This is a genomic window from Streptomyces sp. NPDC056835 (genome assembly GCF_042789485.1).
In the GTDB taxonomy this organism is placed as follows: domain Bacteria; phylum Actinomycetota; class Actinomycetes; order Streptomycetales; family Streptomycetaceae; genus Streptomyces.
The window spans coordinates 37,288-50,837 of the sequence record NZ_JBHUBB010000004.1 but is presented as its reverse complement, the minus strand read 5'-3'; the positions used below and the strand labels follow the sequence as shown (position 1 = coordinate 50,837).

The 13,550-nt window shown below is 72.0% G+C and carries 12 protein-coding genes; 7 read left to right on the top strand and 5 right to left on the bottom strand.

Annotation, left to right across the window (positions count from 1 at the left end; translation table 11 throughout):
* Positions 1-50 precede the first annotated feature (50 nt).
* The 3 genes from ACFRMN_RS05990 to ACFRMN_RS05980 all read right to left on the bottom strand — a co-directional run bounded on the left by ACFRMN_RS05990 (position 51) and on the right by ACFRMN_RS05980 (position 2,339).
* Positions 51-662 carry a hypothetical protein gene (locus ACFRMN_RS05990; protein WP_383013916.1) on the bottom strand — a complete coding sequence of 204 codons (612 nt, stop codon included), beginning with the start codon at positions 660-662 and terminating at the stop codon, positions 51-53.
* Positions 663-856: 194 nt separating this feature from the next.
* A complete protein-coding gene (locus ACFRMN_RS05985) occupies positions 857-1,720 on the bottom strand; it encodes an MOSC domain-containing protein (protein ID WP_383013913.1) in 864 nt (287 codons plus the stop codon).
* 136 nt (positions 1,721-1,856) lie between these two features.
* Positions 1,857-2,339 (bottom strand): DUF6643 family protein, encoded by a 483-nt coding sequence (locus ACFRMN_RS05980; RefSeq protein WP_383013911.1) that lies wholly within the window; start codon positions 2,337-2,339, stop codon positions 1,857-1,859.
* 255 nt (positions 2,340-2,594) lie between these two features.
* Here ACFRMN_RS05980 and ACFRMN_RS05975 point away from each other — a divergent pair, with 255 nt between their 5' ends.
* Entirely contained in the window at positions 2,595-3,902 is a 1,308-nt protein-coding gene (locus ACFRMN_RS05975; protein ID WP_383014531.1) for a TerD family protein, read from the top strand.
* A 37-nt stretch (positions 3,903-3,939) separates the two neighbouring features.
* On the opposite strand, the gene ACFRMN_RS05970 is transcribed toward ACFRMN_RS05975, so the two are convergent.
* Positions 3,940-5,223 (bottom strand): glycosyltransferase, encoded by a 1,284-nt coding sequence (locus ACFRMN_RS05970; RefSeq protein WP_383013907.1) that lies wholly within the window; start codon positions 5,221-5,223, stop codon positions 3,940-3,942.
* Between the two features lie 58 nt (positions 5,224-5,281).
* Here ACFRMN_RS05970 and ACFRMN_RS05965 point away from each other — a divergent pair, with 58 nt between their 5' ends.
* Positions 5,282-6,136, top strand: coding sequence for a glutamate racemase (locus ACFRMN_RS05965; protein ID WP_383013904.1), 855 nt, complete (start codon positions 5,282-5,284; stop codon positions 6,134-6,136).
* Between the two features lie 115 nt (positions 6,137-6,251).
* Entirely contained in the window at positions 6,252-6,812 is a 561-nt protein-coding gene (locus tag ACFRMN_RS05960) for a hypothetical protein (protein WP_383013901.1), read from the top strand.
* A gap of 65 nt (positions 6,813-6,877) precedes the next feature.
* On the opposite strand, the gene ACFRMN_RS05955 is transcribed toward ACFRMN_RS05960, so the two are convergent.
* A complete protein-coding gene (locus ACFRMN_RS05955) occupies positions 6,878-7,939 on the bottom strand; it encodes an O-antigen ligase family protein (RefSeq protein WP_383013897.1) in 1,062 nt (353 codons plus the stop codon).
* 329 nt (positions 7,940-8,268) lie between these two features.
* On the opposite strand from ACFRMN_RS05955, the gene lnt reads away from it, so the two are divergent.
* The 4 genes from lnt to ACFRMN_RS05935 all read left to right on the top strand — a co-directional run bounded on the left by lnt (position 8,269) and on the right by ACFRMN_RS05935 (position 13,509).
* A complete protein-coding gene (gene lnt / locus ACFRMN_RS05950; protein WP_383013894.1) occupies positions 8,269-9,876 on the top strand; it encodes an apolipoprotein N-acyltransferase in 1,608 nt (535 codons plus the stop codon).
* Positions 9,877-9,885: 9 nt separating this feature from the next.
* The gene (locus ACFRMN_RS05945) at positions 9,886-10,368 is read left to right on the top strand and encodes an NUDIX domain-containing protein (RefSeq protein WP_383013891.1); all 483 of its coding nucleotides are present in this window, start codon (positions 9,886-9,888) and stop codon (positions 10,366-10,368) included.
* A 56-nt stretch (positions 10,369-10,424) separates the two neighbouring features.
* Positions 10,425-11,300 carry a 3-hydroxybutyrate dehydrogenase gene (locus ACFRMN_RS05940; protein ID WP_383013888.1) on the top strand — a complete coding sequence of 292 codons (876 nt, stop codon included), beginning with the start codon at positions 10,425-10,427 and terminating at the stop codon, positions 11,298-11,300.
* 286 nt (positions 11,301-11,586) lie between these two features.
* The gene (locus ACFRMN_RS05935) at positions 11,587-13,509 is read left to right on the top strand and encodes a helix-turn-helix domain-containing protein (protein WP_383013885.1); all 1,923 of its coding nucleotides are present in this window, start codon (positions 11,587-11,589) and stop codon (positions 13,507-13,509) included.
* Positions 13,510-13,550: the final 41 nt, after the last annotated feature.

The window sequence follows — 13,550 nt, the reverse complement described above, 5'->3', positions numbered from 1 at the left end:
GGCGCGGAGTTGACGCGAACGACTGGTCTCAGCTGCCGGGAGACATCGTCTCAGCTGCCCGCGTCGGTACGTCCCCAGTCGGGACCGGTCGCGGCCCAGGCCCGGTCGAGCCGCTGGTAGCGCCGCTGTACGAGCCGCCATATGATCAACCGCCGGGCGCACTCCACGAGTCCGACGGCCAGCGCCGTCGCGCCGAATCCGGCCAGAACCGCGTGAACGCGCGCGCTGGTCGCGTTCATCGGGCCCCGTACCTGCTTGTTCGTCCTCCGGTCGGTCCACATGCCGAACGTGTCGCCGGCGCGCGGTTTTCGCAGCGGGGCGGAGACCGTGCCGGTGCGCGCGCTGCCGTCCGGCGCGTACCACTTGGCGGTCACGCGGGTGCCCGAGGGGTGATCCGAGACCGACTCGGCGTCGTATGCGATGTGGCGGTGGTCCGCCGCGCGGCCGACGACCACGGCGGTCGTGCGATGCCGCTGCTCGTGCTGGGCGCCTACGGTGTTCCGCAGTGACGCGTCAATGGTGCTGCCGCAGATCCAGCCAACGGCGGGGGTGGCGAGGGCGAACAGCAGCACCGCCGTCAGCGCGACCCACGCCTCCACGAGATCGGTGCCTCGGCGCAGGGGATTGCGCCGCCAGCGCCAGAGTCCCACGATGATGCGCACAGTCCCACACCTCCTTCCCGTGTCCGTCCTAGCCGCGGGAAGCGAGGTTTACCCGCGAAAGACGGCAAGAGAGAGCAAGCTCACCTCGATGCCCCGTGCACGTAATACGCCGGATGCCGGGTGGTGTTCCTGTGACGGGCGGGTTTCGCGCCGGTGTCACGCCGGGGCGAACGGGTGTCCGGGAAGGGTGCGCGTCATTCGAGAACGGTCACCGGATCGCCCACCCGGAGCGTGCCGGTGGACTCGGGGACGAGATTCTGCCCGAAGACCAACTTGCCACCGAACCGGCGGTAGTGGCCGAGGGTGCGCAGCGGCTCCTTGCCGCGCTCGCCGGTGCGTTGGTCCGTGGTGGTGACGACGCACCGGCCGCACGGCTTGGCCACCCGGAAGGTGACCTCACCGACGGCGATACGCCGCCAGTCGTCCTCCTCCCAGGGGCTCGCCCCGGCCACCACGAGATTCGGCCGGAACCGCTCCATGGGAAGAGGGCCCTCGTCCGCGTGATCCCCGCGCGCGATCAGGGAGTTGAGGGCGTCGAGCGACGCGGTCGTGGTCACGAGCAGCGGAAACCCGTCCGCGAAACTCACCGTCTCCCCGGGCCGCGCGTAGGCCGGGTCGACGGGCCGGCGGACGGCGGGATCATCGAGATGTACGAGCCGGACCTCCACCCCGAGGTACCCGCTCAGTGTCCGGTGTACGTCCTGCCGCGTATCGTCCGCGTCGCGTACGTCAGGACCCGCGAGCACCGACTCGACCTTGGTCCCGAAGATCTCCGCCACCACGGTGTCGTCCGCCCGCGGCACACCGATGACCAGCGGGCCGATTCCCGGTGCGGTCAGCCGGATCCCGCCGTCCGGCCGTGGTTCCGCGCGGGCGAGCGCCAGGCGCGGCCGCTGGCGCTGTGTGACCGCCTTCCCCGTCGCGTCGATCAGCGTCCAACGGCGGTCCCCGGCAAGCCCCCAGGGCTCCACGACCGCGCTGTCCGGCGTGCAACCGGCCATCGACTTGACCGGGTGGATCCGCAGGGCGTGCAGAACGGGAGTGGCTGGCTTCGGCATACGGCCATCCTGCCAGCTACCCGAACGCACAGCGGGTCGGTACCCCCCGTCGGTACTCGCGTGCCCGTCGGTACTCCCATGCCCGTCGATACGCCCGCGTGGTCGATACGGCCGAGCTGTCAACCTCCCCGCGCTGTCAGTACCCCCGCGGCTGGTAGGGCCGGTTGTACGGGTCGTCGTACTGCGGAGGCTGCGCGGCGGGCACCGGACGCGGCGCCGCCGGACGCATCGCCTCGTAGCCCGTACCGGGCATGGGACGCTGCGGCTGCGCCTGCTGCTGGGGCTGCTGGCCCGGGTAGCCGCGGGGCGGAGCCTGCTGCGGGATGTACGGCGCGGGCGCGTGCTGGAGCGGCATGGGCCCCGGCGCCGGCTGCTGCTGGTAGCCGCCCCCGTACGAGGAGTACGAGGAAGCCGACGGGGAAGGCCCCGCCGGGAGGGCGGGCAGCGCGGCGGGCAGAGCCGGCAGATAGCTGTTGCCCGTGTCGTAGGCGGAAGGCACTCGGATCGGGGCGATCTGAGGCGTGCCCCGCTCCGCGACCAGGGAGTCGTAGATCGGGGTGTCCGGGAACGACGGCGCGGTGTAGTAACCGCCGCCGTAGGTGGCGCGGGGGGAGGTCATAGAACATAAGTTAAGCCCACCATGTGCCGGTTGGGGAGTCCGATAAGGGGGTTGTTTCGGGAGCTGTGGGTGACTTCGGATCCCCAATGCGAGCGAACATGGGAAAAACGGTCGTCCGATGGTGTTCGGATCGTGTAAAGGGCAGGCTAGCGGGGGGTTACGGCGGATCCCGGAGGTCCGTCGGGCGTTCCAGCGATTAGGTTGGCCGCACGTAATCTTCGGACACCCCGACTCGCGATGGGGGCGAGCATGTCCATGCTTAAGGGAGCCAATCTTCCGGTACAGGCGCAGGCCGTCCGGGTCGAATTGGGATGGCGTTCAGGACCGGGGGTGCCGGACGTCGACGCCTCGGCGCTCCTGCTGGTGTCGGGAAAGGTCCGCTCGGACGCGGACTTCGTCTTCTACAACCAGCCGGCACACGCGTCGGGGGCGGTACGCCACGAGGGCAAGCGGACCGGCGCGGACGGTGTCACGGACACGCTCGCTGTCGATCTCGCCCGGGTCGAGCCCGCCGTCGAGCGGATCGTGCTGGCGGCCTCGGCGGACGGCGGCGGTTTCGGCCGTGTGCCGGGCCTGCGGGTGAGAGTCCTGGACGCGACGTCCGGCGCCGAGATCGCGCGGTACGAGAGCCAGGACGCGACCGTCGAGACGGCGTTCCTCCTCGGTGAGCTGTACCGGCGCCAGGGGAGCTGGAAGTTCCGGGCGGTGGGACAGGGGTACGACAGCGGACTCGCGGGCCTGGCAACGGACTTCGGTATTTCGGTCGACGACGAACCGGCGCCGCGCACCGCCCCGGCGGCCCCGGCATCCGCGCGCCCGGCGCCCGTACGCCCCGAGCCCGTACGCGCCGAGCCTGTACGCCCCACGAGGCCCGCCGCCGCACCGGCTCCGGCACCCGCCGCACCGGCTCCGGCACCCGCACCCGTACGGCTGACCAAGGTGACACTGACGAAGGACGCCCCGTCCGTCTCCCTCACCAAGCAGGGCGGCACCTCCGGCGCGATGCGCGTCAACCTCAACTGGCAGACGCGTAAACAGTTCAGGGGGTGGGGCGCCAAACTCGGCCGGGCCGTCGCCAACCACAGCGATCTCGATCTCGACCTGTGCGCCCTCTATGAACTGACCGACGGACGCAAAGGCGTTGTCCAGGCGCTCGGCAATGCCTTCGGCGCGCTCAACCAGCCGCCGTACATCCATCTCGACGGCGACGACAGGACCGGAGCGGTCTCCAGCGGTGAGAACCTCACCATCAACCTCGACCACAAGGACCGGCTGCGCCGCATCGTCATCTTCGTGACCATCTACGAAGGCGCGCGCAGTTTCGCCGATCTCGACGCGACCGTCACTCTCCAGCCGCAGCACGGCGCCCAGATCGACTTCGCGCTCGGGGAATGCACGGTGCCCTCGACGGTCTGCTCACTGGCCCTGATCACCAATACCGGGTCCGACCTCGTCGTCCAGCGCGAAGCGCGCTTTCTCGTACCGGAACGCGGAGTCAGCCCGCAGCGCACCATCGATCACGCCTATGGCTGGGGTATGAACTGGACGCCCGGCAGGAAGTGAACCGCGCGCGAAAAGCTGGTCCCCGCCACGCGATGGATCAGGGGTCCGGCGCGGTCTCGGGACGGGTGTACGTACGCCCCTTCCAGGCCGCGCCCCGGCCCCGGTAGTGCCGCACCGCCGAGTCGACCGTCATCAGCAGATAGAGCAGCGCCGTGAACGGCAGCAGCGGAGCCAGCCACGGCGACAGCCGGTAGTAACGCAGTATCGGGAGGTACGTCCCGGTCATCACCGCCCACGCGGCGAACCCCAGCCACCCCGCGGCGGTGTCCCCGCCGAACACCCCGGCACAGAGCGCGACGGGCGGCGCCAGATAGACCACTCCGAGGCCCGCCACCGTGAGCACGAGCAGCAGCGGGTTGTGCCGGAGCTGCGCGTACGCGCTGCGCGAGACCATCCGCCAGAGATCGGCCAGCCGCGGATAGGGGCGCACGCTGTCCACCCGCTCCGCCAGCCCCAGCCAGATCCGTCCCCCGCTGTGCCTGACCGCCCGCGCCAGGGACACATCGTCGATCACCGCCTGGTGGATCGACTCGGGCACCCGCGCGCGCTCGGCGGCCTCCGTGCGCAGCAGTACGCAGCCACCGGCCGCCGCCGTGGTGCGCGCGCCCGGGCTGTTGATCCAGCGGAACGGATAGAGCTGCGAGAAGAAGTACACGAACGCGGGCACGATCAGCTTCTCCCAGGCGCTCGCGACCCGGAGCCGCGCCATCTGCGAGACCAGGTCCAGTTCGTGCGTCCTGGCCGCGACGACCAGTTCCCGCAGACTGTCGGGCTCATGCGCGATATCGGCGTCCGTCAGCAGCAGATACTCGGGATCGCCTGCGCGGGCCAGCGCGATGCCGTGCCGCAGCGCCCACAGCTTTCCGGTCCAGCCGGGCTCCGGTTCGCCGGGCGTGGCCACCGTCAGCGGCAGACCGCCGTACCGCGCGGACAACTCGCGGGCCAGTCTGCCCGTACCGTCCTCGCTGCCGTCGTCGATGAGGAATATCTCCGCCCGGCCCGGATAGACCTGCGCCAGCAGGGACGGCAGGGACTCGGGCAGTACGGCCGCCTCGTCCCGCGCGGGTACGACGAGAGCGACGGACGGCCACCGCTTCGGGTCGTCGTGGTCGGCGTCCTCCGGGCGGCCCCTGTGATCACGGCCGCGGCCGTCGTAGCGCGCACCCCCACCGGCCGCGCTCTCACCGGCCGCACCGTCACCGGCCGTACCGTCCTCGCGCGCGGGCAGCCGTTGGTCGGTTCGCCAGAAGAACCCCTGACCCAGCAACAGCCAGCCCCAAGCGGCCAGCGAACCCACGGCGATCCAGGCAACGGTGCTCATTCGCCGCAGTCTGCACCACATGGACCGGACCGCACATGCTGTCGACTATGGTGACTGGGTGAAGATCGCACTCATGGACTCCGGCATCGGTCTGCTGGCGGCGGCCGGTGCGGTACGCCGACTGTGCCCCGAAGCCGATCTCGTCCTCTCCTCGGACCCGGACGGAATGCCCTGGGGTCCCCGTTCCCCACGAGATGTCACCGAGCGCGCGCTGGTCGTCGCACGGGCCGCGGCCCAACACCGTCCCGACGCGCTGATCGTCGCCTGCAACACCGCGTCCGTACACGCCCTGCCCGCGCTCCGCGCCGAGCTGGAGCCGCGACTGCCGGTCATCGGTACGGTCCCGGCGATCAAGCCCGCGGCGGCGGGCGGCGGGCCCTTCGCGATCTGGGCCACCCCGGCCACCACGGGCAGCCCGTACCAGCGCGGTCTGATCCGTGACTTCGCCGCGTCCGCCGAGGTCACCGAAGTGCCGTGCCCCGGACTCGCGGACGCCGTGGACAACGCCGACGAGGCCGCCATCGACCGCGCGGTGGCCGCGGCCACCGCGCTGACCCCCCGTGATGTAAGGGCCGTCGTCCTGGGCTGCACCCATTACGAACTGGTCGCCGAGCGCATCCGTACCGCCCTCGGGCTGCACGGCCTGCCGGCCGTCGTCCTGCACGGCTCGGCCGGCGCGGTCGCCGTACAGGCGCTGCGCCGTATCGGCGGCGTACGGGCCGTTCCGGCGGGGCTGGAGGAAGGCGAGGAAGGTTTGGTCCCGGCTTCGGCGGTTCAGGGGGCCGCCGGGGTGAACGTTCCGGTGACCGGGCGCCTCACCGTGCTGCTCAGCGGGCGCGAGTCCGCACTGCCGGAACCCGCGTTGGCGTATGCCGAGGGGCGGCTGCTCGCCGCCGTGAGCCAGGTGCACTGAAGTACTCCGGGTGCGCCGAAGGACTGAGGACCGGACCGCCGGACCATGTGACGTCGCCCTCCATTCGGCGGTCATAACAGTCCCCCTTGGGTGGAATCTGAGTACGCTGCTTGCCATGAGGGAGTACCCCCGGCAGGAGGGCCAAGGCGCCGAGCCCCTGCCCGAGACCTGGACAGGACGCGCCACCAACCGTGTGCAGTGGCTGCTCGCCGCCGCGGGCGCCGGGTGCGTCGCGCTCGGGGTGGTGCTGGCCGTGGACTCCAACTGGACGTCCGGTGTCGCCGCCCTGCTGATGTCCGTCATCGGCTGTGTGGCGGCGGGCCTGCTGATCCTCTTCGGCACCCTGGCTTTCGTCCATGTGGCGGTCAGGGTCGACGGCGACTGCCTGGAAGTGCGCTGCGGCCACATGGGACTGCCGCGTCGGCGTATCGAACTGGCGCATGTCGTGGACGCGGACTTCGTGCCCCGGGTCACCCCGCGCCAGTGGGGCGGCTGGGGATACCGCTGGCGTCCCGAGATGGGCACCGCCGTGGTGGTGCGCCGAGGGGAGGCGCTTGTCCTCAAGTTGGGCGACGGCAGGACCTTCACGGTGACGGTGGACGACGCCGAGTCGGCGGTGAGGGTCATCCGCAGCCGGCTGCTGCTGCTCCCCAAGCCCAACGCGGCGGGTGTCTGAGCCGTCGTTCCGCTTCGGCGTCCGAGCCGTTCCGCCGGCGTCCGAGCTGTTTCGTGGGACAGCGCTTAGGCCGGGCCGGCCGCCCTTCTCGCCGTCGCCAGGCCCGCGAGCAGGCTCGCGCCCGCCGTCACCGGTGTGAAGCTCAACGCGTTGCCCACGCTCGCCATCGCGGCCAGTGCGGTCAGGGTGGCGCCGGCCGTCAGCACCACCGGAGTGGAGCAGGGCGAGCGCCCCAGTCCGTACAGCAGCCAGCAGAACACCGCTCCGAGCAGCAGTACGCCCACCACGCCCTGCTCCGCGGCCTGCTGGAGCGGCGCCGAGTGCGGCTTGCCGTCGGTGTCCAGAGACTGCGAGACGGTCGGGCTGAGGTCACCGAAGCGGTCCGGGCCCGCGCCCAGCAACGGATTCTCCTTCGCCAGCTCGGCCGCGTCGTGCCACAGCCCCACCCGGTACTGGGTGAGCTGCCCCTCCAGCGAGACCGAGAGCCCCTCGGGCAGCGCCCGCTCCGCGACCGCCCAGGACGTGCCGACGACCATCGCCGTCACCAGCCCGAGACCGGCGAGGGCGAACAGCCTGCGCCGCATCCTGGCCGCCGCCAGCGAGCACAGCAGCACCCCGAGGGCCGCGACGAATCCCACGAAGGAACCGAGCAGCGACGCGGTGCCCGCGGCCGCCGGCGCCAGCAGCCGCAGCGCCGTGCGCGCGGCCGGCCGCCGGGCCGCCGTGGCCGCGCAGCAGGCCGCGCCCGCCGCCAGTACGAGCAGCGCGGCGACCGCGCCGGTGTCGCCGGACGGTGTGACGACGGCCACGGCCGTGCCGAACGTCTCATGGCTCGATACGAGCGCGGCCAGCAGCGCGCCGACCGACACGACGGACGCGGTGGCGACCGGCACCAGCGACCCGCTGATCCGGCCGAATACATATCCTGCGGTGACGGCGAGCACCGCCAGCAGGGCGCCCTCGGGCCTGCTGTCCCGTCCCGCCGCGCTGACCAGCGGCCACACGGCGCAGCCGCCGAGGACCAGCGCGCCCAGCACGTCGGGTCCCCGGTCCCGATCCCCCACGGGGTCGCTGACGTGTTCCCGTACGGCTTCCCGTACCGCGGAGTGCTCTGCCCGCTCAGCCATCCCGTCGACCCCCCGAGCTGTGACGGGCCCCGTCCGATGACGGCCGGATCCGGCCGTCATGGTCGTCAGGGCTGGCGCACACGGTAACCGCAATCGTGGGGATGTGTGGAGACATTGTGGAGGAACGTTACTTCGTTCAGATGACCACCGACTCGACGGGGTCACCCGGCGGATCTCCCACCGCATCACTCGACCGGGCTACTCGACACGGACGGTTCGGCGGGCACTCGACGGGACGATCGGCGGACCGGTCGACGCGACGCCCGGCGGACCGGTCGACGGATCACCGCGCTGCCCGGCGCACAGCGGATCACCGTAGACTCCGCCGGGTGAGCGCCACCATGACCACCGTAGAGCCCCCTTTGCCCGCCCCCGCGTCCAGCCGCGGGCAGCGCCTGCTGCGAAGGCTCGCGAGGCCCGGCGCCGCGGTGGTGTCCGGCGTACTGCTCTACGCGAGTTTCCCGCCCCGCACCCTGTGGTGGCTGGTGCTGCCCGGTTTCGCCCTGCTCGCCTGGAGCCTGCGCGGGCGGCGGGCCCGCGCGGGGTTCGGCCTCGGCTACCTCGCGGGCCTGGGGTTCCTGCTGCCGCTGCTGTTCTGGACGGGCGCCGAGGTCGGGCCGGGGCCCTGGCTCGCGCTCGTCGCGATCGAGGCCCTGTTCATCGGCTTCACCGGACTCGGGATCGCGGTCGTCAGCCGGCTGCCCGTCTGGCCGGTCTGGGCCGCGGGCCTCTGGATCCTCGGTGAGGCGGTCCGCGCTCGGGTGCCGTTCGGCGGATTCCCCTGGGGCAAGATCGCGTTCGGCCAGGCCGACAGTGTCTTCCTGCCCCTCGCCGCGCTCGGTGGTACGCCGGTGCTCGGCTTCGCCGTCGTGCTGTGCGGCTTCGGACTGTACGAGGCGCTGCGCCACGCCCTCGCCCACCGGCGGACCGGAACGCTCCCGCGCCGGGCCGTGGCCGCCGCCGCGGCCACCGTGTTCGTCCCGCTCGCCGCGGCGTTCGCCGCCCTGCCGCTGGTCGACGACTCCGCCGAGGACGGCACCGCGACCGTCGCCGCCGTACAGGGCAATGTGCCGCGAGCCGGCCTGGAGTTCAACGCCCAGCGCCGCGCGGTCCTCGACAACCACGTACGCAGGACGCTCCAGCTCGCCGCCGACGTGAAGGCGGGCAAGGTGCCCCAGCCCGACTTCGTGCTGTGGCCGGAGAACTCCTCCGACATCGACCCGTACCGCAACGCCGACGCCCGCGACGTGATCGACCAGGCCGCCAGGGCGATCGGGGTCCCCATCTCCGTCGGCGCCGTCGTCACCCCGGACACCGGACCGCTGCGCAACACCCAGATCCTGTGGGACCCGGAGCGCGGCCCGACCGACACCTACGACAAGCGGCAGATCCAGCCCTTCGGCGAGTTCCTTCCGATGCGCTCGCTGGTGAAGACGATCAGCCCCGGCTACGCCGAGATGGTGCGCCGGGACTTCGGCCGCGGAACGAAGCCCGGGGTCTTCGACCTCGCGGGCACCGAGGTGGGGCTCGCCACCTGTTACGAGGCGGCCTTCGACGGGGCCGTACGGGACACGGTCACGCATGGCGCCCAGCTGATCTCCGTACCCAGCAACAACGCCACCTTCGACCGCAGCGAGATGACGTACCAGCAGCTGGCGATGTCGCGGGTGCGGGCGGTCGAGCACAGCAGGACCGTGGTCGTCCCGGTCACCAGCGGTGTCAGCGCGATCATCCAGCCGGACGGGACGATCACCCAGCAGACCGGGATGTTCACCCCGGACGCGCTGGTCGCCGATGTGCCGCTGCGCTCCTCGCTCACCCCCGCCACCCGGCTGGGCGCCCTGCCGGAGGGCGTGCTGGTGGCGGTCGCGGTGGCCGGACTCGGCTGGGTGGCCTTCCGTTCCGTACGCAACCGGCGCCGGACGGCGGGCGGTTAGGGTCGGAGCATGGGAACCCCTGACTTCATCCGAGAGATCCGGGCCACCGCCGGACACCAGCTCCTTCTGCTGCCGGGCGTCAGCGCGATCGTCTTCGACGACGACGGGCGTGTGCTGCTCGGGCGGCGCGCCGACACCGGGGGCTGGTCGATCATCGGCGGGATCCCGGAGCCCGGGGAGCAGCCCGCGGTCACGGCCGTGCGCGAGGTGTACGAGGAGACCGCGGTGCGGTGCGTGGCGGAGCGGGTCGTACTCGTCCAGGCGCTGATGAAGCCGGTCACCTACCCCAATGGTGACGAGTGCCAGTTCATGGACATCACCTTCCGCTGCCGCGCGGTCGGTGGTGAGGCGCGGGTCAATGACGACGAGTCGCTGGACGTGGGGTGGTTCGCCGTGGACGCGCTGCCGGCGCTGCAGGAGTTCGCGCTCTTCCGGATCAAGCAGGCGCTCACCGATGAACCCACATGGTTCGAACCCACCACTTCAAAGTGAAGTGTGGGTGCTGACCATATCGGTCGGGGCCGACGCCGCTCCTTAGGGTGCGGAATATGACCGTGCCCACCACGCCCGAATCCGTGCCGGGTCCGGGCCCCCGTACGCCGGGGTCCCGCACCGCCGACCATCCCGTGCCCGCTTCCGACGGTGTTGTCACCGCTTCGGTCCTCCTCGATCTGACGGGCCGCACCGCGCTGGTCACCGGCGCCGCGAGCGGCATCGGCCGCGCCTGCGCGCTGCGTCTCGCGGCGGCGGGGGCCCGGATCAGAGCCGTGGACCGGGACGGTGAAGGGCTCGACTCGCTGGCCGGTGAGGCGGGCGGGCTGCCGGGGGCCGTCGAACCGCAGGTCCTCGATCTCACCGAGCTCGACGCGGCCGAGCGCGCGGCGCGGGGCACGGACATCCTGGTCAACAACGCGGGACTGCAGCTGGTCCGCCCCATCGAGGACTTTCCGCCGGACGTGTTCCATACCGTCCTCACGGTCATGCTGGAGGCGCCCTTCCGGCTGATCAGAGGCGCGCTCCCGCACATGTATGGCCAGGGTTGGGGCCGGATCGTCAATATCTCCTCCGTACATGGGCTGCGCGCCTCCCCCTACAAGGCGGCCTATGTGGCGGCCAAACACGGTCTCGAAGGACTCTCCAAGACCGCTGCCCTGGAAGGTGCCTCGCACGGGGTCACCTCCAACTGCGTCAATCCCGCATATGTGCGCACACCACTGGTCGAGAAGCAGATCGCCGACCAGGCGGAGACTCATGGCATCCCCCGGGAGCGGGTCGTGGCCGATGTCCTGCTCCAGGACTCCGCGCTCAAGCGGCTCCTGGAACCGGATGAGGTGGCCGAGGCGGTCGCCTATCTCTGCACCCCCCAGGCGTCGTTCATCACGGGCACCTCGCTCGCGCTCGACGGTGGCTGGACCGCGCACTGACCTCGGGCGGGCCCACAGTCGGGCCCCACAGGCGGGTCGCGCAGACAGGCCCCACAGGCGGGTCGCGGTCGGGTCGCGGCCGGCCCGCCGACGGGTGACTGGAAGGGCGCTGGAAGGGCGCCGGAAGGGCGCCGGAAGGGCGCCGGAAGGGCGCCGGAGGAGGGGCCGGCGGAGGGGCCGGCGGAGGGGCCGGCGGGTGGCCGCGACGAGGGGCCGAGTTATCCACATCGCATCCGTTGTCCACAGGGCTGGCGCGGCCGGCCGTAGGGCGGGTAATCCTGTGTCCATGTCCCACGACATGACCCACGATCAGGCTTCCTACCTGGAGCTCCTCGCACGCGGCGCGGCGGCGGAGGCGTACGACCGCCCCGCGCTGCTGGCCCGTGCCGAGGGCGCCGGGCCGGACGCGCTCGCCGCGCTGGAGCACGCCAAGCGGCTCGCTCTGCGGGTGCGGGCCGAGCTGGCGGAGCGACGGCGCCGCGAGGCCGAGCTGTCGGCGCTCTTCGAGACCGCGCACGACCTGGCGGGGCTGCGCGATCTGGACGCCGTGCTCCGTGCGATCGTCCAGCGCGCGCGTTCGCTGCTCGGTACGGAGGTCGCCTATCTGTGCCTCAACGACCCCGCGGCGGGCGATACGTATATGCGGGTCACCGAGGGCTCGGTATCGGCCCGCTTCCAGCAGCTGCGCCTCGGCATGGGGGAAGGGCTCGGCGGGCTCGTCGCCCAGACCGCGCGCCCCTATGTCACCGACAGCTATTTCGACGACCCGCGCTTCCAGCACACCAGAACCATCGACTCCGGAGTCCAGGACGAGGGGCTGGTCGCCATCCTCGGCGTCCCGCTGATGCTCGGCAGCCAGGTCATCGGTGTGCTCTTCGCCGCGGACCGCCATGCCCGGGTCTTCGAGCGCGAACAGATCGCCCTGCTCGGCTCGTTCGCCGCGCACGCCGCCGTGGCCATCGACACCGCGAATCTGCTGGGGGAGACGCGGACGGCGCTCGCGGAGCTGGAGAAGGCCAACGAGATCATCAAGGAGCACAGCGCGGTCATCGAACGCGCCTCGGACGTGCACGACCGGCTGACCGAACTGGTGCTGCGCGGCGGAGGTGTCCACGACGTGGCGAGCGCGCTCTCCGAAGTGCTCGACGGCACGGTGGAGTTCGCGTACCCCGATTCCCGATCCGTGACCGCGCTGGAACTGACCGGTACCGAAGGCCGCGCCAAGCGCCACGGCGAGCTCTGGGGCGCGGCCGTATCGGCCGGCGGCGAACTGCTCGGCGCGCTCGTCCTGAGCGGGCACCCCGGGCTCGACCCCGTCGACCAACGCACCCTGGAGCGGGCCGCGATGGTCACCTCCCTGCTGCTGCTTGCCCGCCGCTCCGCCGGGGAAGCCGAACAGCGGGTACGGGGCGAGCTGCTGGACGACCTCCTCGACGCCCCCGACCGCGATCCACGCCTGCTGCGTGAACGGGCCGTGCGGCTGCGCGCGGACCTCGACGCCCCGCATGTGGTGCTGGCCGCCCGGATCGACGGGCCCGTCCCCGGCACGGCCGGCGCCCCGGGAGTCACCGAGCGGGAGACCACCGACCGGCGCCGCCTGTGGTCCGCCGCGTCCCATCTCGCCGCGACCGGACAGGGCCTGGCCGCCACCCGCGACGGCGGCACGGTCCTGTTGCTGCCGCTCGCCCCCGGCGACACCGCGGCCGATCTGGCGAGACGTACGGCCGGACAGCTCGGCGGCGCCCTGCGTGAGCCCGTCACCATAGGCGCGTCCACGGTCGTGGAGGCGCCCGCCGCGCGTCCGGGCGCGATAGCCGAGGCGTACGCGGAGGCCCGGCGCTGCCTCGACGCCCTGCGGCTGCTCGGCCGCTCGGGCGACGGCGCGGCCGCCCAGGACCTCGGCTTCCTCGGTCTGCTGCTCGCCGACACCCGCGACATCGAGGGGTTCGTGGAGCGCACCATCGGTGAGGTCGTCGCGTACGACCTGCGCCGGGGCACGGACCTCGTCCGCACCCTGGGCGCCTACTTCGCGTCCGGGATGAGCCCGGCCCGTACGAAGGACGAACTGCACGTCCATGTCAACACCGTCGCGCAGCGCCTCGAACGCGTCGCCCGGCTGCTCGGCCCCGACTGGCAGTCACCGGCGCGGGCCCTGGAGATCCAGCTGGCGCTGCGGCTGCACGCAATGTCGGAGGCCGTCGTACGGTGAACGGGGAGTTCCACCGTACGACGGCCTCCGACAGCGCCCCT